20 protein-coding genes and 2 pseudogenes are annotated in these 23,113 nt (G+C 63.3%); 8 read left to right on the plus strand and 14 right to left on the minus strand.

The window, feature by feature from the left end:
- Nucleotides 1–25 precede the first annotated feature (25 nt).
- From LDP01_RS02540 to LDP01_RS02555, 4 genes are read right to left on the minus strand one after another with little or no spacing between them, the layout of a single operon-like run.
- Nucleotides 26–964: a fumarylacetoacetate hydrolase family protein gene (locus LDP01_RS02540; protein ID WP_224090011.1), complete on the minus strand. Its 939-nt coding sequence runs from the start codon at nucleotides 962–964 to the stop codon at nucleotides 26–28.
- A complete protein-coding gene (locus tag LDP01_RS02545; RefSeq protein ID WP_224090012.1) occupies nucleotides 961–2,007 on the minus strand; it encodes a phosphotransferase family protein in 1,047 nt (348 codons plus the stop codon). The genes LDP01_RS02540 and LDP01_RS02545 overlap by 4 nt, the downstream gene beginning before the upstream one ends.
- On the minus strand, nucleotides 2,004–3,308 hold the full coding sequence (gene eno, locus LDP01_RS02550) for a phosphopyruvate hydratase (RefSeq protein WP_224090014.1): 1,305 nt from the start codon (nucleotides 3,306–3,308) through the stop codon (nucleotides 2,004–2,006). Before eno ends, LDP01_RS02545 begins: the two co-directional genes overlap by 4 nt.
- The gene (locus LDP01_RS02555; protein WP_346658919.1) at nucleotides 3,305–4,165 is read right to left on the minus strand and encodes a C-terminal binding protein; all 861 of its coding nucleotides are present in this window, start codon (nucleotides 4,163–4,165) and stop codon (nucleotides 3,305–3,307) included. Before LDP01_RS02555 ends, eno begins: the two co-directional genes overlap by 4 nt.
- Between LDP01_RS02555 and LDP01_RS02560 the strand changes: the two genes are divergently transcribed.
- Nucleotides 4,142–4,297, plus strand: coding sequence for a hypothetical protein (locus LDP01_RS02560; protein WP_224090016.1), 156 nt, complete (start codon nucleotides 4,142–4,144; stop codon nucleotides 4,295–4,297). The genes LDP01_RS02555 and LDP01_RS02560 overlap by 24 nt on opposite strands.
- A gap of 9 nt (nucleotides 4,298–4,306) precedes the next feature.
- Here LDP01_RS02560 and LDP01_RS02565 read toward each other — a convergent pair whose 3' ends face one another.
- On the minus strand, nucleotides 4,307–5,374 hold the full coding sequence (locus LDP01_RS02565; protein WP_224090017.1) for a fumarylacetoacetate hydrolase family protein: 1,068 nt from the start codon (nucleotides 5,372–5,374) through the stop codon (nucleotides 4,307–4,309).
- A 158-nt stretch (nucleotides 5,375–5,532) separates the two neighbouring features.
- Here LDP01_RS02565 and LDP01_RS02570 point away from each other — a divergent pair, with 158 nt between their 5' ends.
- Nucleotides 5,533–6,063, plus strand: coding sequence for a cupin domain-containing protein (locus tag LDP01_RS02570; protein ID WP_224090019.1), 531 nt, complete (start codon nucleotides 5,533–5,535; stop codon nucleotides 6,061–6,063).
- Nucleotides 6,064–6,131: 68 nt separating this feature from the next.
- Here the strand turns inward: LDP01_RS02570 and LDP01_RS02575 are convergent, their stop codons facing one another.
- From LDP01_RS02575 to LDP01_RS02590, 4 genes are all read right to left on the minus strand, one after another.
- On the minus strand, nucleotides 6,132–7,241 hold the full coding sequence (locus LDP01_RS02575; RefSeq protein ID WP_224090020.1) for an alcohol dehydrogenase catalytic domain-containing protein: 1,110 nt from the start codon (nucleotides 7,239–7,241) through the stop codon (nucleotides 6,132–6,134).
- 52 nt (nucleotides 7,242–7,293) lie between these two features.
- Nucleotides 7,294–7,836, minus strand: a complete 543-nt coding sequence (locus LDP01_RS02580) for a carboxymuconolactone decarboxylase family protein (protein ID WP_224090021.1) — start codon at nucleotides 7,834–7,836, stop codon at nucleotides 7,294–7,296.
- 44 nt (nucleotides 7,837–7,880) lie between these two features.
- Nucleotides 7,881–8,882 carry a VOC family protein gene (locus LDP01_RS02585; RefSeq protein ID WP_224090022.1) on the minus strand — a complete coding sequence of 334 codons (1,002 nt, stop codon included), beginning with the start codon at nucleotides 8,880–8,882 and terminating at the stop codon, nucleotides 7,881–7,883.
- 97 nt (nucleotides 8,883–8,979) lie between these two features.
- A complete protein-coding gene (locus LDP01_RS02590) occupies nucleotides 8,980–10,011 on the minus strand; it encodes a LacI family DNA-binding transcriptional regulator (RefSeq protein WP_224090023.1) in 1,032 nt (343 codons plus the stop codon).
- A 649-nt stretch (nucleotides 10,012–10,660) separates the two neighbouring features.
- Here LDP01_RS02590 and LDP01_RS23320 point away from each other — a divergent pair.
- The 6 genes and pseudogenes from LDP01_RS23320 to LDP01_RS02615 form a co-directional block, all read left to right on the plus strand.
- Nucleotides 10,661–11,095: pseudogene (locus LDP01_RS23320) on the plus strand (MFS transporter); the annotation flags it as partial.
- 25 nt (nucleotides 11,096–11,120) lie between these two features.
- The gene (locus LDP01_RS23325; protein ID WP_263433764.1) at nucleotides 11,121–11,873 is read left to right on the plus strand and encodes an MFS transporter; all 753 of its coding nucleotides are present in this window, start codon (nucleotides 11,121–11,123) and stop codon (nucleotides 11,871–11,873) included.
- A gap of 32 nt (nucleotides 11,874–11,905) precedes the next feature.
- Nucleotides 11,906–13,177, plus strand: a complete 1,272-nt coding sequence (locus LDP01_RS02600; protein ID WP_224090024.1) for a CaiB/BaiF CoA transferase family protein — start codon at nucleotides 11,906–11,908, stop codon at nucleotides 13,175–13,177.
- Nucleotides 13,177–14,337 carry an acyl-CoA dehydrogenase family protein gene (locus LDP01_RS02605; RefSeq protein WP_527249061.1) on the plus strand — a complete coding sequence of 387 codons (1,161 nt, stop codon included), beginning with the start codon at nucleotides 13,177–13,179 and terminating at the stop codon, nucleotides 14,335–14,337. Before LDP01_RS02600 ends, LDP01_RS02605 begins: the two co-directional genes overlap by 1 nt.
- Before the next feature lie 49 nt (nucleotides 14,338–14,386).
- A pseudogene (locus tag LDP01_RS02610) lies at nucleotides 14,387–16,108 on the plus strand (3-hydroxyacyl-CoA dehydrogenase NAD-binding domain-containing protein); the annotation flags it as partial.
- A 288-nt stretch (nucleotides 16,109–16,396) separates the two neighbouring features.
- A complete protein-coding gene (locus LDP01_RS02615) occupies nucleotides 16,397–17,584 on the plus strand; it encodes an acetyl-CoA C-acyltransferase (protein ID WP_224090985.1) in 1,188 nt (395 codons plus the stop codon).
- Between the two features lie 884 nt (nucleotides 17,585–18,468).
- Here LDP01_RS02615 and LDP01_RS02620 read toward each other — a convergent pair.
- The 5 genes from LDP01_RS02620 to LDP01_RS02640 all read right to left on the minus strand — a co-directional run bounded on the left by LDP01_RS02620 (nucleotide 18,469) and on the right by LDP01_RS02640 (nucleotide 22,998).
- Nucleotides 18,469–18,690, minus strand: coding sequence for a CGNR zinc finger domain-containing protein (locus LDP01_RS02620; RefSeq protein WP_224090026.1), 222 nt, complete (start codon nucleotides 18,688–18,690; stop codon nucleotides 18,469–18,471).
- Between the two features lie 246 nt (nucleotides 18,691–18,936).
- Complete coding sequence (locus LDP01_RS02625; RefSeq protein WP_224090028.1) at nucleotides 18,937–19,806, minus strand: alpha/beta hydrolase; 870 nt, start codon at nucleotides 19,804–19,806, stop codon at nucleotides 18,937–18,939.
- A 126-nt stretch (nucleotides 19,807–19,932) separates the two neighbouring features.
- The gene (locus LDP01_RS02630) at nucleotides 19,933–20,697 is read right to left on the minus strand and encodes an SDR family NAD(P)-dependent oxidoreductase (RefSeq protein ID WP_224090030.1); all 765 of its coding nucleotides are present in this window, start codon (nucleotides 20,695–20,697) and stop codon (nucleotides 19,933–19,935) included.
- 25 nt (nucleotides 20,698–20,722) lie between these two features.
- Nucleotides 20,723–22,120, minus strand: a complete 1,398-nt coding sequence (locus LDP01_RS02635) for an MFS transporter (RefSeq protein ID WP_224090031.1) — start codon at nucleotides 22,118–22,120, stop codon at nucleotides 20,723–20,725.
- An 86-nt stretch (nucleotides 22,121–22,206) separates the two neighbouring features.
- Nucleotides 22,207–22,998 carry an SDR family NAD(P)-dependent oxidoreductase gene (locus tag LDP01_RS02640; RefSeq protein ID WP_224090033.1) on the minus strand — a complete coding sequence of 264 codons (792 nt, stop codon included), beginning with the start codon at nucleotides 22,996–22,998 and terminating at the stop codon, nucleotides 22,207–22,209.
- Between the last annotated feature and the right edge of the window lie 115 nt (nucleotides 22,999–23,113).

The following is a 23,113-nucleotide window of genomic DNA, read 5'->3' on the forward strand; positions in this document are numbered from 1 at the left end:
CTGCTCCTTGATGTTGGTGTGTGTGTCAGTCTGGCTGGTCGGTGTCGGCGGGGATGATCTGCACGCTGATGGTTCCAAGGCCGCTGATGCGTCCCTCGAGCCGGTCTCCGGGGTGCATCCAGGTTCCGGTGCTGAGGCCCACCCCAGCGGGAGTTCCCGTGAGCACAACGTCGCCAGGTTCGAGGGTCACGTGTTCACTGATCAGGGAGACCAGCTCGGGAACAGACCAGATCAGGTCGGACGTGTTGGCGTTTTGGCGCAGCTCACCGTTGAGCCGGAACTGCAGCTGCAGGTTGGTGTCATCGACAAAGCGGGCGGGCACAATTCCCGGACCAAGCGGACAGCTGTCGTCGAAGACTTTGCCGCCGAAGAGATCGAATTTGACGAGGTGCTTGGGGTGGCGCTGCCAGTCACGGGCCGACAGGTCCAGGGCGATGGTGTAGCCGGCGATGTGGTCACGCGCCCGGTCCAGCGGGATGTTCCGGCCGCGCCGGCCGATGACAAGGGCAAGTTCAAGCTCGTAGTCGAACTTCTCCGTCTGGCTGGGGTAATGGACGGCTCTGCCCTGGCCGACGAGCGTGGTGGTGGGCGGCTTGAGGAAGAAGACCGGAATGTTGTCTTCCTTCGAAAAGCCAGCATGGCCGCCGTCGTTGACCACATGGTCGTAATAGTTGGCGCCGGCGCAGATGACCTTGTTCGGATACTGCAGCGGCGTGAGCCAGTCTTCAGGCTCGGCCGGCTCGGGCAACTGGGCTGCCGTGCCCTCAGTGAGGGTCTCGACGGCGGCAAGCAGCCGGGGCTCGGCGGTCTCCCAATTGGCGAAGACTGTCATAAGCCCGCCCACCGGATGGTGGTGGAGTACCTCGGGTGCGACGTCGGCGAGTCGGTATATGGGACCGTCGGAGAGCCGGAGCACCGGGGTGGGCACTCCGTCGACCCGCAGAGTGGACAAGGAAAAGGTCACCTGGTCTGCTCCTTCACATGGGTCCTGCCGGCCGCTGGAGCGGCCGCCACCAGCATCCACTCCTTGAGGACAATGTGGAGGGCAACTGCGGGCCGGGCCAGCAGCTCCCGTGCAAGGTCGCGCACCTGGCCCCGTTGCCCAGATGTCAGATACTCCACCGGGGAGGCTCCGTCGACCCGGGCCAGGGCGAGCAGCGGCAGCAGGCCAGCGACACGCGCCATCAGGTCCGCGGACGGTTCCCAGTCAATATGGTGGGCGTAGCCGTCCAGCAGCATTGTTGCGGAAGTGTGCAGCTGTGCTGTGTGCTGCGGCAGGATAATCGCTTTGAGCATCAGATGGTTCAGGCAAAATGCGACGTCGAATGCAGGGTCGCCGAACCAGCCGCACTCGGCATCGAGCAGGACCGGCCCGTCCGGACCCAGGAGGATGTTCTTGGGACTGACGTCGCCGTGTACCAACGCCATATGCGTGCCGGCGGTCCTCTCGGCAAGAACCTCGATCCTGTCCGCGAGGTTGGGGTTGGCGCGTGCAGTGACGCGGAAGTATGGCTCAATGCGCAGGGCGTCGAAGTTGCTGTCGGTGGCGAACCTACGTGCCAGCGCTGGATCCTTGGCGCTTGCCGAGTGCAGCCTGCCGAGGAGGACGCCGAGAGCATGAGCGGCGGCCGGGTCCACGTGCCCGGCCAGGAGGCTTTCCTTCCAGACCGGGTAGTCCCGGGAGGGGAGGAACTGCATGGCGAACAACCCGGCCTCCCCATCGTAGGCCAGGACCTGGGGGACCTGTTTGGGGGCAACGCTGCCGGCAAACTGCAGCCAGTCGTACTCAACCCGGTTGCGGGAGAGGGGCGCGAGCCACTCGTGGGCCACCTTCAGCTGGGCCAATGCTCCCTTGACGCACAGGGTGCGGCCGGGCAGCGACACTTGCCAGAGGTCCGAGCTCACGCCGCCGGTCAACGGGTGTAGTGCCGGCTCCTCACCAGGCTGCATCAGTCCATGGCGGAGCAGGAACTCCCGAACCCGCTCCTGGGGTTCGGCGATTTTCACCGGCCACCGTCCGCGGTTAAGGCCAGCGCCGGGAGGTTCGTGAAGCCCAGGGCCGGGTCCTCGGCGATGCGCACCAGCTGGTTGTACTTGGCGAGCCGTTCAGAATTCCGTACCGACCCGACCTTGATCTGCCCCGATGCGGTGCCTACAGCCAGATCGGCGAGGAAGTCATCTTCGGTCTCCCCGGAGCGGGCTGATACCACCGGCGCATAGCCTGCGGCCCGCGCTTGGGCCACCACGTCAAGGGTGCCTGTCAGTGTGCCGTTCTGGTTCACTTTGACCAGGACTCCGTTGGCAACGCCCTGGGAAATGCCCCGGGCGAGCCGTTCGCTGTTTGTGGTGAACAGGTCGTCGCCGATCAGCCTGATCCGGTGGCCGAGGCGCTTCGTCAGGGTCCGCCAGCCGGTCCAGTCATCTTCATCGAGCGGATCTTCAATCGAGACAATGGCGAAGCGGTCCACCCATGAGGACACCATGTCAATCATCTCGGTGGTGCTGAGGCGTTGTCCCTGTCGCCGCAGGTGGTAGTCGCCTGCCTCACTGTCGTACAGGGATGCAGCGGCGACATCGATGGCGATGGCAATGTCCGTACCCGGCTGCAGGCCAGCGGCCAGGATGGACTCGGTGATGAGCTCCAGGGCCTCCTCGCCCGTTCGGCAGCCAGGGCTCAGCCCGCCCTCGTCGGCCAACAGCGTGGGCAGTCCCCGTTCGGCGCAGAGGGCAGCGGCGGCCGTTCGGACACGGGAGGTAAGTTGGATGGCTTCGAGTGCGGACATTGCCGCGACCGGTACTGCGAGGAAGTCCTGGACGTCCATGCCGCGTCCGGCGTGGAGGCCGCCGGAAAGGATGTTGACCATCGGCATCGGCAGTACGGGCTCGTCGACGTCGGCGAGCTGGGCGATCCTTCGGTACAGCGGCAGGCCGCTGGCCACGGCCGAGGCGCGGCAGACCGCCAGCGAGGTCCCCAGTACTGCGTTGGCACCGAGCCGGGACAGCGTGGAGGTGCCGTCCAGGTTCCGCAGCCTTTCGTCGATGGCCCGTTGGTCGTCAACATCCTGGCCGAGCAGCGACGCTGCGATCTCGCCGTTTACATGCTCGACGGCGGAGGTGACTCCGAGGCCGTCGAAAACGGATGCGTCGCCATCGCGTAATTCGTGTGCCTCGTGGGTGCCGGTGGAGGCTCCGGAAGGTACTGACGCCCGGGCGCTGGCACCGTTTTCGAGGATGATGTCCACCTCAACAGTGGGGCGGCCTCGGGAATCAAAGATCTGGCGGCCGTGGACGGTGCGGATGTTGCTCACGATGACACTCCTGTTGCGAGGGCGGACGGGGTGTTACAGGGATAGTTTGCGGGTTCTCCGCGCAGGACGCGGACCACTTCCTCGGCGGCGCTGCGTCGCAGGTCGATCACCGAAGCGTCGGAGGCAAAAGCGATGTGTGGTGTGACAATCACACCTGGAAAGGCCAGCAGCCCTGACGGAACTGCAGGCTCCTCCTCCAGGACATCCAGTCCTGCTCCGCCGAGCTTGCCTGATTGCAGGGCGGCCGTCAGGGCGTCGGTATCGACCAACCCGCCGCGGCTGACATTGATCAGGAAGGCGTCCTGCGGAAGCAGGGCCAGTTCCCGGGCCCCGATAAGGTGATGTGTCTGCGGGACCAGGGGAGCGTGGAGGACTACGATGTCGCTGGCTGCCAGGAGGCCATCCAATGCCATCACCTCAATACCGTCGGTTTTGGCCGGTGGGTGTGGATCGCTGATCACCACGCGGGCTCCGAGCGCTTTGAGCTTGGCTGCGGTGGTTCTGCCAATGCGGCCGTATCCGACCACGCCGCACGTCAGGTTGGACAGGCGGCGAAGCCGGGCCCCGGCGGGGTTCCAACGTCCGGCGCGGACCTCACGGTCCGCGGCCACGAGGCCGCGCGTCCAAGCCAGGGCCAGACCGACGGCGTGGTCGGAGACCTCTTCGACGCAGTAGTCGGGCACGTTGGTCACCTGCACGCCATGATCCGTGGCCGCGGGCACGGCGATGTTGTCCAGGCCAACGCCCATCCGGGCAACAACCCGCAACGGGGCTGAGGATGCGATTGCTTTGGCGGACACTGTTGCCCAGCAGGTGAGGATGGCGGCGGGCTGGTGTTCGGCGATCAGCGCGTCGATGGCCTCAACTGGTGCGGGGTCGGCAGGACCGGCAACAAGACGGAAGCCGGCGTCTTCGATGATGCCGCGTTCAATACTGTCGTCGGGCCAGGGCCCGGTCTGTCAGCAGGACTGTTTGCTGCAGCGTCATGAGTCTGCTCCTTATGTGGTGGTCAGGCCTGGATCGGCCAAGGTTGAAGGGGATGGGGTGGGAATGGATGTCGGACCAACGAAGCGGGTGCGCTGCTCGCCGAGCCCGGTTATCGAGGCCTTCACGGAGTCTCCGGGCCGCAGAAACCGGCCGTGGTGGATCCCGAACCCGGCGGGGGAGCCGGTGCAGAGCAGGTCTCCGGGGCGAAGACGGGTGTGTTGGGACAGGTAAGCCATCTGTTCGGGGATGGTGAACAGCATGTCGTCGGCCGTGTCGTCCTGCATGGGCGAGCCGTTGAGCGAGAGCCGAAGCCGCAGTGACGAGGGGTCGGGGACCTGCCAGGCTGGCACGAACCAGGGTCCAAGCGGCAGCGACCCATGCATTCCCTTGCACTGCAGCCAATCCGAGGCCAGCGCGGGCAAGTCGGGCCGGAAGATGCGGGAGCGAATGGTCAGGTCGTTGACCACGCAGTAGCCGGCGACCACCGCCTCAGCCTCCGGCAGCGTCAAGCGGTAGCCGGAACCTCCGACGACGGCGCCGATCTCCACTTCCCAGTCAAGGGTGTCCATGTCCGGCTCCAGGGCGAGTTCACCATCAGCGGGGCCAACCCTGTCGTTGCTGGTCAAGCAGACGTAGGGGCTGCCGTCCCGGCGTCGGAGTTTTAGTGCCTGGGCGGTGTCGGCCGCTAATTGCCCGGCGTCGGCGGGGTCGCCGGCGTCCACTGCGGCTTCGATGACCTGGCGGCGGTAGTTCCCGATGGTGCAGAAAACCTGGGTGGGCTGGATGGGAGCCTTGAGCCGCAGGGAAGCCACCGGAACGCCGTCTTCGCTGATCGCCGCTGAAGTCTGAGGGAGCTCGATGAGCCGGCGAAGCTCCGCATGGACGCTGCCCCAGTGGGCAATCAGCTCAGTGAGTGAGGCGAATCCGGCGCAGGCCCAGCGTCCGGCCCACGCCTGCAACGGAAGTGCCTTGCCGCTGTGCACCAGCCAGATGGCTGCCTTTTCGTGGGGGAGGCCCGCCTGGGTCAGGACGATTCCTGCGGGAGCGACGCCGTCGTCGATCTTATCTTCTTCAAGCATAATGCTAACGATAGCACAGATGGAGGCAAATGCCAGATGCTTACCCCGTGAAAGTAAACGGTCGACGCTAAATCACTCCCGGTTTTGATCCCATCCCTTGACACCTCAGCGTCATGGGGGAATAGTGCTAACGATTGCACATAGAGAGAGGACAAGCCATGACTGTACGCAGAGTGGTGACCGGCATGGACGGATCTGGAAAGTCCGTTTTTGTTTCCGACGGACCAGTGCCCAACAGCCATGCGTTCGCGAGTATGCCGGGACAGGCTCAGGTCCGGGTCTGGTTTACACCGGGGGTGCCATCAGGTTCCCTGCCGGAGGGGGAACCTACCGACAACCACGGCCCGGTGGTGCCGGGGCCAGGCGGGGCCAGCTTCGTGATCGTGAGCTACGCACCGGAATCCGTGGTGATGAGCCCGGGCTTCGATCCGGGCGCCGCAGGGCAGGAGATGGCGGCCTACGCCCCTGACCTTGCGGAGGTGTTCGAGCCGGACGGCATGCACCGCACGCCCAGCGTCGACTACGGAGTGGTGCTGGACGGGGAGCTGTGGCTGGAGCTCGACGACGGCGCACAGGTGCTGTTGAGCCCGGGTGACACCATAGTGCAGCTTGCCGCCCGCCATGCCTGGCGGAACAAGACAAAGACGCCGGCGACGGTGGCATTTGTGCTCACCGGCGCCGGCGCCTGAGTACTGTCCCGTGTCTCAGGGACACCTCGGCTGGCCGTCCCCGAAGGGACGGCCAGCCGGAAACTTCACTAGGGAATGACTACATAGTTGCTGAAGCCACCGCGCGGGTCCTTCAACCGCCCTGAGATGGCATTGTTAACGTCTGACAGCGGGAAGGCCTCGGTCTCAAGGTAGGTGAGGTCCAGGGTTCCTGTCTCGACCATGTCTGCCATCTCCTGGCCCTGGGCTGCGGTGAACCAGTTCGAACCGATAATCTGCACCTGCTCGTCCATCAGCCACTTCATGTCCACTGGGACCTCGTCGGCAACTCCGCCGACGTTCACCACGCGGCCGCCACGCCGGACCCCCTTCATGGAGTCCACCATGGTTGCGGCGTCAGCCCTGGCCCCGAGCGCACTGATCACGAAGTGGGCACCGTCGCCCCGTGTCCGAGCCTTGGCCCACTCCCCGGAGGACTGCTCCCCGAGGTTCATGACCTCTATCCTGTTCGGGGCGAGCGCCTTCACGCGCTGGAGCAGCTCCGCGTTGCGCCCCGTGCCCAGGATCTTCGCAACGCCCATGCTCAAACAAAGCACGGTAGCAGCCACGCCCAAGGTACCGGTGATGCCGTCTATCAAGCCCACCGTGCCGGGTCCGGCATCGGCCAGGCGCAGGGCACCGTAAGCGGTGCCGATGTAGCCAAAACGGGCTGCCAGCTCAAACGGAAGGTTGTCAGGAATCTTAACCAGAGCCTGTTGTGGCGCGGTCATGAACTCACTGAACCCGCCGTAAGGGTAGAGATCAAAGATCCTCTGGCCATCGCGGGAGGTGCTGAAATACCCGTTGAGGGTGTAGTAGCGGCAGCGGCTGGGGGTTCCCCCGGAACAGGCGTAGCAGCTGCCGCAGGAGCGGAGCGGGCTCACATACACCCGGTCTCCGGGTTTGATGTTGATGACGGACTCGCCCACTTCTTCCACCACCCCGGTGGGATCGAGCCCGAAGATCGCCGGAAATTTGGGGATCGGTTGGTGCGGAAACCAAGTGGGCCAACTATTGATCACGTTGGCCATGTTCGGCACAATGCCGACGGCCTTGACCCTGACCAGTACATCCGTGGGTCGGGGCTTGGGTACTTCGATGGTGTCGATCGACATCGGATCGCCGATCTGATGCAGTCTGGCTGCGCGCATCGTCGCCATTGACGGCTCCTTCTGGGAAAAGGGTGTGGTTCTGGGGGAGGGAGGCAGGCAGCTACTTACGGTAGCTGTCCTCGAGTTCAATGCCGAGGAGGCCCATTATCCGGACGCCTGAGTTGTACCAGGCGATGGTCAACGTGAGCTCCACCATCTGCTGGTCATCGAGGTGCTTGGCTGCAGCTGACCAGCTTTCATCGGACACATTCACGTTGATGGTGGATTCACGCGCCAGCGCTATCACTGCGCGTTCGAGGTCATTGAACAACTCAGTGCTGGTGCCGTCGGCCACTGCGGCAAGCTGCTCATCCGTGAGTCCGGCTTTGAGGCCATGGGACTGGTGGTGCGCGATCTCATACTCAGAGCCGGTGGCGTGACCCACGGACAGGATGGCAAGCTCCCGCAGCTTCGGGCTCAGCAGGGAGCTGTCGCGCATGGCGTTGGCGTAGGAGAGGAACGCGTCGAGCAGCACCGGGGCGTTCGCCAGTGAGCGGAAGATGTTGGCTGTGGGCATTTTGCGTTCCGCCTCGATGCGGTCCCACAGCGGCTGCTGGTGGACCGAGACGGCGTTGTCGCGGGACAGGGAGGGAACTCGGGACATAGTGTGGTGCTCCAGTCGGGTTGGGGTGTCAGCGGGGCTGGCAATCAGGGGAGTTGGGGGCTGGCCAGGAACTTTTCCAGCGTCATGGGGGCAGGGCGGACAGCCGGGGACTTCAGTGGTGTGCCGACGAAGGGCGAGGCTTCGAAGTACCACTGTTCCAGGGCCGGCAGGCCCCAGCGTGCGTTGGTGCTCACCGATGCGGCGTCCCAGCGAACAGGCTCGGTCTCAAGATCGATGGTCTGGTAGTGGCTGTTGAAGACCTCAACACGGTGGCCGTCCGGGTCCCGGAGGTACGCGAACAGCATGCCGCCCGGGCCATGACGGCCTGGACCACGCTCCACCTGGTCGCCATAGCCCAGGATGCCGGCGAAATCGCAGGCGGTGAAGATGTCGTGGCTCTCCGAGACTGTGTAAGCGAAGTGGTGGAGGCTTGGACCAGCGCCGGGCACCATCGCCAGGTCGAGGCAGGTGCCCTTGCGGTACATAAAGGCTCCCACAAGTTCATCGCCATGCTCGAGGTACTCCGAGTTGCGGAATCCCAGTTCGCTGTAGAACGCGCACAACCCGTATACGTCGGGCGTGAGCAGTTGGAAGTGGTCCAGCCGCTGGGAGTGGGCGCCTTTGTACTGCTCAAAGTTGATGTGCAGCCGTGGCCGGGTCTCCATGGTTGCGCACAGCTCCAGGGGAGTGCCGGCGGGGTCTGCAACATGCAAGGTGCGGCCTTGATGTGGCATGTCCACCCACTCGGCCGGGAGTCCCCGCTCACGAAAATAGCTGTAGGCCTCGTCCAGGTCCTCTTCAAAGAAGACGCGGAAACCTATCCGGCGGGCGGTGCCGCCGTCTTTGCTCTTCTCCAGCACAAGGCTGTGATGACAGGCCTCGGCGAGGCCACGCAGGTAGACGGTGGAGTTGTCCTCCTCGGTCACCACCAGGCCGAGGACAGTGGTGTAGAAGTCACGGCTCGCGGCAAGGTCGGCGACATTCAGGCGCAGGTGGCTGGTTCGGGTGATGTTGAATGGCGGACGTAGATCGACCGGTGGCAGCATATTTGTCCATCTCCAATGTGATTTATGTCATGCTATCGTTAGCATCATTACTTTTAAGTTCGCGCAAGGGGCGCAGCTTTTGGTTGGTAATTCGGTTTCAGGCGGAGCGCTCGCGCGATGCCGCGGGAGGTGGGGCAGTGCTGCCCCGTTGCACGAGCCAGCCCACTGACGCCGACTCGTAGGGGTCATTTCCAGCAGGCGGATTGTTGAGCCGGCGGATGAACCATAGGCCGCAGGAGGTGGCCACATCGCCGATGGGAAGGCTGACGGTAGTCAGGCCAGGCCCCCACCAGGAGAATCCGCTTTGATCGCCGAAGCCCACCACGGACAGTTCCGTTGGAACGTCGATGCCCATCTCCAGTAATCCGTCCAGAACGCCCACAGTGTGAAGGACGGAGCCAAGGACGACGGCGGTGGGCGGGCTGGGTCGGTTCAGTAGCCGGCGGATGGCCTCCCGGGCGTGCTCGGGAGACGCCGGTGGGCCCAGCTCGACCAGCTGCGAGCGTTGTGGAACGTTGCTTTCGTGCAGGGCCTGGCTGTAGCCTTCGAGCCGCTCCCGGCCTGTGGGCAGGTCGGCGGGCGCTCCGATATAGGCGATCCGGGAGTGGCCGAGATCGAGCAGGTGCGTCGTGGCATCCTTGAGCGCACGACGGTCGTTGATGCCGAACCACTGGGCGCCCAGAGATGAATGCTTGCGCAGTAGTTGGACGTGCGGCATTCCGCTCAGCATATTGATCGAATCGCTGTGGGGATTTGGGGTGGGGGCAATAACGACCCCTGCCGCACGGCTCGCCGAGAGCTCGCGAAGATGGCGCCTCTCAATGAGGCGGTCATCGAAAGTCTCGGCCAGCATCAGCTGATAGTCCTCGCCGGCCATGATCGTAGACAGCTCATGGGCAATCGTGAAGTAGAAACTGTTTCGGATATCAGGGATGACCAGCCCTACCACGTTGCTGGGAGCCCCGCGCATCATTCGTGCGGCATGGTTGCCTACGTATCCGAGCTCGGAAGCCGCCTGGCGCACCCGCGCCTTGGTCTGGTCGCTGATGCGCGCGTCATCGGCTAGTGCGCGGCCCACTGTGGAGACCGACAGCTGCAGGTGTGCAGCGATATCCTTGGTGGTGACCATCGTTCCTCCTGTGAAGCCGGTGAGCGGTTGCTATCGGGAACCGGGCTGGGATCAGTGTACTGATGCGGCCTGGACTGACGCGCCATCCCGAGCGCCAGTCCATTTCAACGTACTGGCATGAAGGCTCAAATCGTGCCAGCGACGAGGACTACTAGTGCTAACGATAGCACTCCTGCGGTAGTCGTCAAGGCGGATGACTTTTGTGATCAGAAGTACCAGCATGCTCTTGACTCGGCCAGTGTGTGTGCTATCGTTAGCACAAGTTCCACATCTCGTCGCATCCAATCTGCACAGACTGCACGAGCAGAAACGGGCAGCTTCTATACACTGCGACGCACGAGGCGGGTCCCACCTGACCAGGGGAGGAGACTTCCGGGCCTGGTCAGGATCCGGCCACCTGCCGTACTTCATGTCATTCCGTTGATCATTGGCCGATTCGGCCAGCAAATCCACATGAGAACGAAATCCTCCCGACTAGGAGACAAAGATGTCCCACTCGACCCCCTTCGGCACAGGCCAGGCTTCGGCCCCAGCTGGACCTTCCACCGACCCCGCCGTGCCCACATACCCGGAACCCATGGACGCTATTTCCATGGATGCGGTTCCGTCCAGCCCTGCACCATCACGGGTCAAGGACAATCCCGAGGGCATGCCCACCAAGGTGGTTGCTGGTGTGTCGCTCGCGGTACTGGCCATCACATTTATGCTCAACGCGATGGACAGGCAGGTCTTCTTTCCCTTGCTGGGCACTATCAGCACTGAGTACGGGTTCAGCCTGCAGGCCGGCGGACTGCTGGCCACTATCTTCACCTTGGGGATGGCTATTGCAGGCATCCCTGCGGGGTTCCTGGTGGAGCGCTTCTCGCGCAAAACCGTCCTGATAGTCAGCATTGCGATCTACTCCCTGGGCACGCTGGCCACACCGCTTGCCGCTTCGTGGGGCGACATGGCCGTGTACCGGGTCATCTCCGGGCTGGGTGAGGGCATGCAGGCCGCAGCTCTGTTCGCCGCGGTCGGGTCGTTCTTCCACCTCCGGCGGGGCCTCGCCCTGGGTATATTGGGCTTCGCATTCGGCCTGGGTGCAACCTTCGGGGCCCGCCCTCGGCATCATGTTCGCCGGCCAGTTCGGAACGTGGCGTGCGCCCTTTACGATCTTCGGGGCACTCGGTCTGCTGCTCGCAGTGGTGGTCGCGTTCACCGTCAGCCGCAAGTTCACCGAGCGGGCCATCAGCCTGACCGGCGTCGAAGGATCCTATGACTACATGCCGGACAGGGCGTACAACCGCAACTCCTTGGCGATCGCGGCTGCCGCCGGCTGCGGCTCCATCGCGCTCTATGGATTCCTGGGCCTGTACCCCACATTCCTGACCACTCAACTGGGCATTTCCACCGGAGAGTCCGCCGTGGCACTGAGTTTCGTGGGTCTGGGCGGCCTCGCCGGTCTGCTCGGGGGCTGGATCGGGGACCGGATCAACCAGCGGACCCTGCTGATCGTTTCCCTGGCTGTCATGGCGGTGCTCGGCGTGCTGATCTACCAGCTCAAGGCACCGTTCGCTTGGCAGTGCGTCTTCGCCTGCCTCATGGGGGTGTTCGGTACTGGCGTCTTCTTCCCCAACATGAACAGCGCCATCCAGCGGGCAGTCCGTCCGCACCAGGTGGGGCGTGCCGCCGGTCTCTTCGTCACCTGCTACTACGGATCGGCAGCCTTTTCCGGCTTGCTGTTCGCTGCGCTGGTGCCAAGCGTCGGTTGGCAAGGGGCCGGCCTGCTGCAGGTGACCGTGTTGCCGCTGGCGGCCGCCGCCATCATGCTGATCGTCCGGACGCCGCTCTTCAACAACGCGGTCCGCGCAGCCAGTCATTGATCACCCCGCTGATCACCAACTAAGGAGTTCCAATGATTGACACCGGTCCGCAACGCCCGCCTGCCGGCGCGCTGGCGGGGATCATCGTCGCAGATTTCAGCAGGGTGCTGGCGGCGCCGTACGCGACGATGCTGTTCGGTGACCTTGGCGCCGACGTCATAAAGATCGAGCGTCCCGGTTCGGGTGACGATACCCGGCACTGGGGTCCGCCGTTTACCGATGATCATGAGGCGACGTACTTCCTGTCGGTCAACCGCAACAAGCGCTCCTTTACCGCAGACATGTCAGCGGCGGCCGACCATGAGGACCTGGTCGAACTGATTCGGCGCGCCGACGTACTGATCGAAAACTTCCGGCCGGGCACGATGGCAAGGTACGGGCTGTCCTACCACCAGATGGCAGAGATCAACCCACGGCTGGTGTACTGCTCCATCACAGGGTTCGGCTCCCACGACGCCGCGGCGGACCTGCCGGGCTACGACCTGCTGGTGCAGGCCGTCGGAGGATTGATGAGCGTCACAGGGCCCGCACCTGGTGAGCCGGTCAAGGCCGGCGTCGCCCTGGTCGACGTGCTGACGGGGCTCCATGCCGCGATCGGTGTGCTGGCCGCCCTGCGGGCGCGGGAGACAACAGGACGGGGCCAGCTTGTTGAGGTGAATCTGCTAGGCACTTTGCTGTCCAGCATGGTCAACCAGAGCGTGGGCTACACCGCCGCGGGCTCGGTTCCGGGCATCCTGGGCAACCGGCACCCGTCGATCGCGCCGTACCAGCTGTTTCCCGCTTCGGACAGGTCAGTGGTCATCGCTGTTGGCAACGACCGGCAGTTCACCCAGCTCTGCACCGCACTTGGCGTTCCACAGGCAGCAAACGATCCACGTTTCGCTACCAACGCTGCCCGCGTCGCCCACATCGATGAGCTCGACAGCATCATCACGGAACGGACAACCGGCGAAACCGCCGACCACTGGTACAGGTTGCTGTCAGCGCATGGGATTCCCTGCGGGCCGGTCAACAACATCGCCGAAGCCTTTGCCATGGCCGGCGAACTTGGTCTCAGCCCCCGCGTAAGCGTTGGAGCCGGCCACGACAACACCGACCGAGATGGCGTGAGCCAGGACAGCGTAGACCTGGCCGCCAATCCGATCACTTTATCCGACACCCCAGTGTCCTACCGCCGGCGGCCACCCCGGCTTGGGCAGCACGCCGACGAAGTCCGTGCCTGGCTCAACAGCCTGCCAGTCACAGATTCCCCACAACTCCACAGCAAGAACACCAACGACCAGCCAATGGGAGCACACCCGTGATCGACCTCGCCACCGACTACCTTGACATCGACTCACTGCTCAGCCAACAGGAGCTCGACCTGCGCAGCCAGGTCCGCCAGTTCGTCGATGACCGCATTCGGCCCAACATCAACGCCTGGTACGAGGACGCGGTTTTCCCTCAGGACCTTGTCAAAGAGATGGGAAGCCTGGGCCTGCTCGGCATGCACCTGAACGGCTACGGCTGCGGCGGCCGCAGCGCCGTCGAATACGGAATAGCCGCTATGGAACTTGAAGCCGGCGATTCAGGCATCCGAACTTTTGTCTCCGTGCAGGGTTCCCTGGCTATGAGCGCCATAGCCAAGTTCGGGTCAGAGGAGCAAAAGCGCCAATGGCTCCCAGGCATGGCTGCAGGTGAGCTCATCGGCTGCTTCGGCCTCACCGAACCAACTGCGGGCAGTGATCCCGCCAGCATGGTCACCCGGGCGGAACGTGTTGGGCACGGCTGGGTGCTGAATGGGGCCAAGCGCTGGATAGGCCTTGCCTCCATCGCGGATGTGGCCGTCGTCTGGGCAGCTACCGACGACGGCATCCGCGGCTTCGTCGTCCCGACGGACACCGAGGGCTTCATGGCCACCCCGATCCCGGACAAGCTGTCCATGCGGGCCTCAATCCAGTGCGACATCACCATGGAGAACGTCCAGTTGCCCGCCACTGCCGTACTCCCCGAAGTCACTGGTCTCCGGGGCCCCTTCTCCTGCCTCAATGAAGCCCGGTACGGCATCCTGTGGGGCGCCATGGGCGCCGCCCGCGATGCGTACCAAACCGTCTTGGCTTATGCCGACCAGCGGACCCAGTTTGGCAAGCCGCTCGCTGCGTTCCAGCTCACGCAGCAGAAGCTGGTGGACATGGTGCTGGAGATCCAAAAGGGGACACTGGTGGCCCTCCAGACCGGGCGCCTGAAGGACTCCGGACGGCTGCGTCCCGAGCAAATCTCCTTCGGGAAGCTCAACAATGTCCGGCAGGCAATTGAGATCTGCCGCTCCGCGCGCACCATCCTCGGCGGAAACGGGATCACGCTCGAATACTCGCCGCTGCGGCACGCAAACAATCTTGAAAGTGTGCGGACCTACGAGGGCACGGACGAGATCCACACCCTGATCATGGGCCGTGCCATCACCGGCATTCCAAGCTTCTCCTAGTCCCATGACACAGCCCACAGAAACCGTCACCGAGACCGTCACGACCTATATGGACCACGCCGGTTTCCGCTTCGCGGTCCTAACCTTGGCTAACCCTGGCAACCGGCCCGTGACCCTGGGCCCGGCATCCCTGGCCAGGTTCAAGGCCGCTGTGCTTTCACTAAGACTGGATGGAGTTGACGCGGTCGCCGTTACAGGTAAGGGCGCGGTATTTTGTGCCGGCGCCGATCTGAAGTCGATGACAGAGGCCACCACCCTGGAGCAGGCAGAGAACGTGGCGCGCCAGGGCCTCGATGCGCTGGGCAGGCTGGCGGCGCTTCCCGTGCCAACTTTCGCGTTCGTCAACGGAATCGCGTTGGGCGGCGGGCTCGAACTGGCCCTCCACGCCGACTACCGTACTGTCGCAGACTCGGTTCAGGCCCTTGGCTTTCCCGAGGTCCGGCTCGGGCTGGTTCCAGCTTGGGGCGGCATACCGCGAACAGCAGCGCTACTCGGACCCGCCCGGACGGCCCGGCTGGTGGTCACGGATTCGCTCGCTGGCAAGAACCTGTCAGCCAAAGCCGCGGCTGGGCTTGCCTTGGTCGATACGGTGTTGCCGGAGGAGGGATTCCTGGTAGCGTCATTGGATTTTGCCGCCGGGATCCTCGCCGGCACTGCTGGAGCCCCGAGCCGCCCGGGCCCAGCCGAAGAGGAAGGGCAGCCCGCCGGGTTCGCTGATTCCACAGCGCTGGAGGCGGTCCTGACTCAACTCGACGCCCGCCTCCATGGTGCTGCGCCTGCTCCTTACCGCGCCTTGGACCTGATCGCAGCGACCGATGTCACCGCCGGCGCCGCTGCTCAGACAGCAGCAACGATCCGGGCCTTTGGAGAGCTACTGCTTTCCGATGAGGCGCGAGCAAGCATTTACGCCTTTCACCTCACGAAGTCCATGGCCAAGAGGCCCACGGGCAGGCCGGACGCCGAGCCGCTGTCCGTGCGCGCGGTTGGCGTCATCGGTGCCGGACTCATGGCCAGTCAGCTCGCCCTCGTCTTCGCCCAGCAGTTGCGCATCCCAGTACACATCACCGATCTGTCCCAGGAGCGCATCGACTCAGCTTTGGGCCGGATCGGCGCGGAGCTGGGCAAACTGGTGGACCGGGGGATCCTTCACGAAAGGGATGCGGATGCCGTCCGCGACCTGATCACGGGGGGCACGGACAAGGCCGCTTTTGCCCACTGCGACGTCGTCATTGAAGCAGTTTTTGAAGAACTAGAGGTGAAACGGGCAGTGCTCGCTGAGCTCGAACCGATGCTGCGGCCGGACACTCTGCTGCTGACCAACACCTCCTCATTGTCGATTGAAGCTATGGGCCACGGCCTCGCGCATCCTGAACGGCTGGTCGGTTTCCACTTTTTCAACCCCGTAGCCGTGCTGCCGCTGGTGGAGATCATCACCTCACCTCGCACAGACGATTCCTCGCTTGCGACGGCGTTTGAGCTTGCCCGGCGTCTACGCAAAGCCGCCGTGCTGGTAACGGATACGGCCGGCTTCGTGGTGAACCGTGTGCTGACCCGCCTGTTCAGCGAGATGCTCTCGATGATTGACGACGGCGCCGATCCCGCCACCGTGGACGGTGCTTTGGAACCGCTGGGCCTGCCCATGACTCCACTGCAACTGCTGCAATACATCGGCCCGGCCGTGCAGTTGCACATCTGCAAGGCCATGCATGCGGCCTATCCGGTGCGCTTCCCAGTAAGCACCAGCCTGGCTGCGCTCGTCGCCTCCGGGAGCGCCGGCTATTTGGACGACGAAGGCGGGATTTCACCTGCCGCCGTCGACCTCCTGCCTGTGCCGAGGTCCGTCGATCCCGTCGCCGTCCAATACAGGATTCTGTCCGCGCTGGCCCAGGAAGTCACAGCCATGCTCGACGAGGGCGTGGTGGCCGGACCGGAGCAGATCGATTTGTGCATGATCCTCGGCGCCAACTATCCCTTCCATGCAGGAGGGCTGACGCCGCTGCTGGACCGGAAAGTTGGCACCACTTTCCACCCCGGCCTGCGCGTTTCCCAAGGAGAAGATATGAAGAAGACGTCAGATGTTGTGATCGTAGGGGCAGCACGCACCCCGCAAGGCAGGCTTATGGGACAGCTTGCATCACTGTCCGCCACTGAGCTCGGCGGCCAAGCAATCTCGGCGGCTCTGGACAGGGCTGGAATCCACCCCGATGTGGTGGACGCCGTCATCATGGGTCACGTCCTCCAGGCCGGGGCGGGACAAAACCCTGCCCGCCAGGCGGCCGTCGCCGGGGGGATTCCGCTTGCCGCCCACGCCTCCACCGTCAATAAGGTGTGCCTCTCCGGCCTGAGTGCCATTATCGAGGCGAGCCGCCTGCTGCAGTTGGGAGAAGCCGATGTAGTGGTGGCAGGCGGACAGGAGTCGATGAGCAACGCCCCACACCTTCTGGCAGGCTCGCGCGCCGGACATCTTTACGGAAACGCCGCCTTAGTCGACTCGGCGGCTCATGACGGACTTACCGATGCCTTCGACCACGAGGCCATGGGCCTGGCGACGGACCGCGTCAATGAGGCTATCGGGATTACCCGCGGGGAACAGGACAGGACTGCGGCCGATTCCCACCGCCGGGCTGCTGCCGCACAGGCTGCCGGGCTCTTCGACGCCGAGATCGTCCCTGTTAAGGTGCCCCATCGGGGCGGACAGACCGAACTGGCAACCATGGACGAGGGCGTACGCCCGAACAGCAGCGAAGAACTGCTGGGTCGGCTCCGGCCGGCCTTCTCACCCAACGGCACAATCACGGCCGGTAATGCCTCACCCCTCAACGACGGTGCGGCCGCCGTCGTCCTTACTACCCGCCGCTACGCGAATGACCATGGACTTGAGGTCCTGGCCGTACTCGGTGCCCCCGGGCAGACAGCCGGTCCCGACACGTCACTGCCGGACAAACCAGCCCGTGCAATCGGCAAAGCACTGGCAAAGGAGGGCTGGAACGCCGCTGAACTGGATTTCGTGGAGATCAACGAGGCCTTTGCCTCGGTAGCGCTCCATTCTGCCGCACAGCTTGGCGTCGGGATGGAGAGGATCAACATCAACGGCGGAGCGATCGCCCTAGGCCACCCTATCGGCGCTTCCGGTGCACGGCTGGTGGTCAGCGCCGCCTACGAACTCCTACGGCGCGGCACCGGCAAGGCCGCTGTCGGCTTATGCGGCGGCGGCGGCCAGGGGGAAGCCCTGCTCCTCAGCCGCTGAATAAGGGTTTGCCCTGCTCAATTTTCGCGACTGCACAGCTGAACAACACCACCAACAGGAAAGAAGGGAACCGCCATGAAGTCCCGGCGGCTAATCAATCATCCGACAGGGAGCACTCCAACGGTCATAAGACTCCCACTGACATGCACTGAACACATCCCGCCCGAGATACAGTTGCTCGGCCCCTACGATGCTGATGCCAATGGCCAAATCACTCAGGCAGTTTTATGGCGCGCAAAGCCAAGTGGATCCGCCCATGTCAAATAATCTGCACGGAAAATTGTGCCATCACGGTACTGCCCCCGCGGAGCTCTGTACGAGCGTTGTATTGCCCGACCAGCATCCTCAACCAACTATGTATACCGAACGCGGGCTGGAGAATCTTACGCTCCCGTCTGCATCTGTGCACGAAGAGATGATGCCAGAGGGTCCTCTCCTCGGCTCGGCAGCGTGGATTGGATGGTGGTTCGAAATTTGATGTTGCACCACTTCGAGCGGCCAGGAACTCACTGGCTTCATCAAGATAGCCCTACCAACCATGGAGTCGCTGATATGACGGGTCGACGTATTGATGACTGGACTCATCTGGCCGGGCGCACCATTTGTGTACGGAGAGGGAGCCGGTATAGCCGGATTGGAAAAGTAGAGGCAGTAACACCAAAGGCTGACATGCTATGGATGCTTGGCGATGGTGTGGAACCTCGCGTTCTCTTCGAAAAATCGCAAGGCTACACAGCTTGGACTGTCACGGAAAGGGAGTTCAGCGCACCGATTGATGCCCCAGTGGCCGGCGCGGACGTGTTGGAATTCAGCCGTAGTGGTGTGGTCCAAAGGTATGGGCGCAACTAATGCGGGGGGAGGGGGAAGCTTGCCCGGTGAGGGCTTTAGACCGCTGCTGAGCGTTCCCGGTGGGCCCGGACGTTGGCCCGGTTTCCGCAGACCTTGACGTCATGCCAGGCGCCGCTGTTGTTGTTGGAACGGTCGAAGAAGACGACGTCACACGTCTCGCTCTTGCATGACTTCATGCGCCGTAGGACGCCTTCGAGTTGACTTTGGTGGCAGATGAGCAGCAGCAGTGCCATCTCGAAGTAGTGGGCGGTGTCCAAGGTGACGAGCAGGTCGGGGGAGCTATGGTTCCCTCTGTGATGGTGTTGAGGAAGTCCTGAACGAGACCGAGGGTTCCGGGCGCGACAGAGAGCCCGTAGCGGGTGGTAGCGGGCCAAGCCATGTAGCGTCCGGATCCGTCAGTCATGGTCAGATGTTTCTCCCTACACTACTGTTCCGGCATGAGGTGCTTGGTGAACCATTGCAGGGCTGCACCGGAGGTCGCTTCGAATTCGCCGAGGTAGGCGTCAAAGTGTCCCCCGGGGAAGACCAGCAGCTCTTTGGGTTCGAGGGCGCGCTGGTAGGCCTCCAGTGCCAGATCCGTTGGTGTCACCGTGTCGCTGTCCCCGACGATCATCAGCAGAGGCGTCGGTGAGATGCGTCCGATGAAGATCCCGGGTTCGTAGGGCCCGCGCCGCCCGTGTTGAGCGTATGGTGACGTTGTTCTCCCAGAGCCCGTCGGGGATGGGTTGCAGGTAGAACGATACGGCTTCCGGATCGGTGTAGCTGGCAGGGACGGACCCGTCAGAGACCAGGGCGATACGGTGCGGTTCCTCACCGGCGAGTTGTGCACGGTCATCGGCCGCGAACGAGGCCTGCAATGCTGCCAGTTTTTCCGGGCTGACCCGCCGGAGTCCTTGCTGATAGCCGCTGATGGTGGGCACTTGCGAGACGATCGCCTTCAACCGGGGTTCGGTAGCGCCCAGGACGAGTGCGTGGCCTCCCGAGTAGCTCGAGCCCCATAGGCCGATCCGATCCGGATCCACTTCAGGGCGGGACTCAAGGTAGGTGATGGCCCTGCGCCAGTCTTCGATTTGCTGCCAGGGGTTGATGTCCTGGCGCGGTGTTCCATCGCTTTCTCCGAAGCCGCGGTGGTCGTGGAAGAGCACGACGAAGCCGGCGCTGGCGAAGGCTTCGGCATAGGGGAGTGCGCCCTGTTCCTTGACTCCTCCGTACCCCATGGAAAGTGTCAGTGCCGGGTGTGGGCCATCACCTGTCGTGGGGATGTAGAGATTGCCCCGAAGCTCAACGTCGCCGTCGGCACGGAAGCCGACCCGTTCGATCGTGAATTTGCCCTGGGTTTGCGATCGCGGCGTTTGGTGCTGATCATTGGACATGGCTGACTCCTTTGTCATTGTCAGTGCAGTTACTAAATCGGGGGAACCCATCGTGCCGGTGCTCTACATGTATCGTTCGACCGCCGATGGTCAGGGAATAGGTTTCCTCGCGCAAGACCATCAGCACTAGGAGGCCATTAGGCCGCCGTCGACGAGCAGGATGTGTCCGGTTACAAAATCGGAGGAACGCGATGACAGGAAAATCACCGGCCCGATCAGGTCCTCCACGTCACCGATGCGCCCGAGCGGAGAGAGCCCCTCGAAGAACTTCACCTGATCCGGTTGATCCGTTATTGCTTTGATGAACGGTGTGCGTACCAGGGACGGTGCAACCGCATTGACGCGGATGTTCTGCGGCCCCCATTCAACTGCCAGCGATCGCGTCATGTTGACGACAGCACCCTTGGTGGCCTGGTAAGCCAGGTTCGGGTACCACCCGCCGGACAGCCCCAGTGCCGAGGCAGTATTGACGATCCTGCCACCTCCGCCAGTGAACATAATTGCGGCCGCGGCCCGGGCGGCAAGCATCGATCCAGTCATGTTCACCGCGATCACCAACTGCCAGTCCGCCATGCTGAGCTCAGTGGTCTTCACACGCCGGTTGACGCCGGCGTTGTTGAAGAGCACGTCGAGTTTGCCGTGCTCGTCGGCGATCCGCGCGAAACCGTCGGTTACGGATGCCTCGTTAGTGACATCGATAGCGACCGCAGTTGCGCCATGACCAACTTCCGCGGCGGCCAATTCGGCGGCCTCCTCGTTGGCATCGGTGATGATGACGGTCGCGCCCACATCGGCGTATGCCGCGGCCAAGGTTTTTCCAATGCCGCTCCCGCCGCCTGTGACGACGACGACGTCGCCGTCAAGGCGGAAGCGATCGGTTGTCTCGTTCATGGTGTAGCTTCCTTGTCGGCGGGATTTAGTTGAGGGTGTTGTCGGCCAGCGCGCGCGCCTCCCGGCGACGTGACGCGACCCCGAGCAGGATCATTGCGATCGTTCCTATGAGGAGCGGGAAGCCGATTGCAAAGAAGATCTGCCCGGTGCTCCAGCCGAGGGAGAGCATGACGCCGCCGACAATGCCGCTGACAATGGTGCCGACGCGACCGAATCCGTGCATCCACGAGACTCCCGTACCTCGGGCCCTTGTTGGGTAGACAAGCGCGGCAAGCGCGTTGACGCCCGTGTTCGTTGCGGGGAGAAACAGTCCCCAGGCGAAGGCGGCCACCAAGAGGCCGGATAACCCGAGTGTGAACGCCGCGACAGCCCAGATTGAGAGGGAACCGAGGCTAAACATGACACCGAGCACCCGGAAACTGCCGAGCTTGCCCATGGCGAAACCGACGAGCAGCGAGCCCACCGTGCCGCCCCAACCGTACATTGCGACGATCACGCCGGCATCTGCAGCGGTCAGCCCGTAGGCATTGATGATGAGGGGCAAGTAGTTGACGAGGAGGTACGTGACCGAAAGCCCAATAAAGTAGCAGACCCATAGCAGGATGCTCGAGGCCAGGAACTGCTTGGACAGCACGACTCGGACGCCGCCCTCCCGTACAGGCTCGGCGCGATCGATGCCGAGGTTGATGTTCTCAACGTCAGCCGATGGCGAAATTGCCTGGAGAGTGTGCTTGACCATCTCGGGGGAGCGTTCCTTGAGCGCCAGGAAGGTAACCGACTCCGGGATTTTCCACGCGAGCAAGGGGATGATCGCGAGCGAGAGTATCCCTGCAGTGACCAGGAGCGCCTGCCATCCGAGGGTCGGAACGATTGCTGCTGCCAAGTAGCCGCACAAGATTACACCGAAAGTGAATCCGGAGAAGGCGATGGTAATGAGAGTGGAACGTCGCGCCGCCGGCATAAACTCGGCTACGAGAGTGACGATTGTAGGCAGGACGGCGCCGAGGCCAAGACACGCCAACAAGCGGGTGGCGCCAACCATCTCAACAGTTTGCGAAGCGGCACCGAGAAGCGTGAAGACTGTGAACCACGCGGTCCCCACCAAGATGATTGTCCGTCGTCCGAAGCGGTCGGCGAGGGGGCCACCGAGTATGGCGCCAACGGCCATACCCACTACACCGAGAGTAACCACTGCGGTAATCGCGGCAAGGGGCGTCCCCCATTTGGCCACGATCTGCGGAAAGACGAAACTCCACGCCTGGACATCGATGCCGTCGAGGGTGATCACCAGGAACGCAAGGACCACGATGGACCAGCGTCTTCTTCCTACGGGTTGCGAGTCGAGGAAACCCTGGATGGTCGTTTTCGCGGAGGTCGTATCAGTGGTCGCCACGATCGGCGAGGTTTTGTCAGAAGTAGCCACGATCGGCCTTTCTTGGGATCAGCATTGACCCGGTAGATGAGTGTGAGGGAACGTCTAATTCGTAGGTGACATGCACTGCGGATCTCTTAGAGAATCGAACGACCGCCGTCGATCACGAGTGTTTGACCGGTGATGTAGGAGCCGGCCGGCGAGGCGAACAGCAGGACAGCACCCACCACCTCTTCCGGTTCTGCGATGCGCCCGAGGGCCGTCTTGCGCGCGGCTGCGTCGCCGCGTTGGTCGTCGTCCCAGACGGGAGCGGCGAATGGTGTGCGCACGATCGAGGGAGCAATGCTGTTGATTCGGATGCCGCGGCTGCCCCATTCCGCCGCGATGCTTCGAACGAAGGCGTCCGTGGCTGCCTTGCCTGCGCCGTACGCGCCAAGCGAAATGCTGGCGCGAACTGAGGCAATGCTTGAAGTTGCGACTATGGACCCGCCACCGTTCTTCGACATCATCGGCAGGAAGCCGCGCATCAGCTCGAAGTTGTTGAGGACCCCGTTGAAGAGGCGGTCGAGTTCCTCGCGGGTAGTCTGTTCGATCGGGCCCATTGGCGCAAATGGCGTGGCATGCGCAATCAGGATGTCGATGGGCCCGAATTCGTCGGTGACGGCCGCTGGGAACGAGCGCACGTTATCCGAACTCGAGAGGTCGCATGTTGTGCCCGAAACCTCGATACCGTCGCTGGCCAGCATCTCGACTGTGCTACTAACATCGTCCGCGTCGAAGCTCGAGATGATGGTGTCTGCCCCGTGCAGTGCAAAGGCTCGAGCGACAGCAAGTCCCATGCCGGAAGTTGCCCCCGTGATCACGGCGCGCTTGCCGCGGAGTTCAAAGGGGCTGCCGGGCGCAGTGGCCCCCTGGTGCATTGAGGGCATGGGCTCGGAGAGTTCCTGTTGTCGTTGAGGGAATAGAGCGGCGTGATGGCCGCTCGCGATGGCTGAGTATCCATTGCCACTGGATGTCGTAGGTGTTGTGGAAGTCTCCATTGAA

Origin of the sequence: Arthrobacter sp. StoSoilB13 (assembly GCF_019977255.1) — a bacterium.
Taxonomy (GTDB): Bacteria; Actinomycetota; Actinomycetes; order Actinomycetales; family Micrococcaceae; genus Arthrobacter.

Bases quoted from the DNA above. Each gene is read 5' to 3' on its own strand.
- LDP01_RS23325 (WP_263433764.1), top strand. From the start codon at position 11,121: ATGTTCGCCGGCCAGTTCGGAACGTGGCGTGCGCCCTTTACGATCTTC.
- LDP01_RS02580 (WP_224090021.1), bottom strand. From the start codon at position 7,836: ATGTCCCGAGTTCCCTCCCTGTCCCGCGACAACGCCGTCTCGGTCCAC.
- LDP01_RS02585 (WP_224090022.1), bottom strand. From the start codon at position 8,882: ATGCTGCCACCGGTCGATCTACGTCCGCCATTCAACATCACCCGAACC.
- LDP01_RS02600 (WP_224090024.1), top strand. From the start codon at position 11,906: ATGATTGACACCGGTCCGCAACGCCCGCCTGCCGGCGCGCTGGCGGGG.
- LDP01_RS02575 (WP_224090020.1), bottom strand. From the start codon at position 7,241: ATGGCGACGATGCGCGCAGCCAGACTGCATCAGATCGGCGATCCGATG.
- LDP01_RS02570 (WP_224090019.1), top strand. From the start codon at position 5,533: ATGACTGTACGCAGAGTGGTGACCGGCATGGACGGATCTGGAAAGTCC.
- LDP01_RS02625 (WP_224090028.1), bottom strand. From the start codon at position 19,806: ATGTCCAATGATCAGCACCAAACGCCGCGATCGCAAACCCAGGGCAAA.
- LDP01_RS02565 (WP_224090017.1), bottom strand. From the start codon at position 5,374: ATGCTTGAAGAAGATAAGATCGACGACGGCGTCGCTCCCGCAGGAATC.
- LDP01_RS02640 (WP_224090033.1), bottom strand. From the start codon at position 22,998: ATGCCCTCAATGCACCAGGGGGCCACTGCGCCCGGCAGCCCCTTTGAA.
- LDP01_RS02615 (WP_224090985.1), top strand. From the start codon at position 16,397: ATGAAGAAGACGTCAGATGTTGTGATCGTAGGGGCAGCACGCACCCCG.
- LDP01_RS02630 (WP_224090030.1), bottom strand. From the start codon at position 20,697: ATGAACGAGACAACCGATCGCTTCCGCCTTGACGGCGACGTCGTCGTC.
- LDP01_RS02590 (WP_224090023.1), bottom strand. From the start codon at position 10,011: ATGGTCACCACCAAGGATATCGCTGCACACCTGCAGCTGTCGGTCTCC.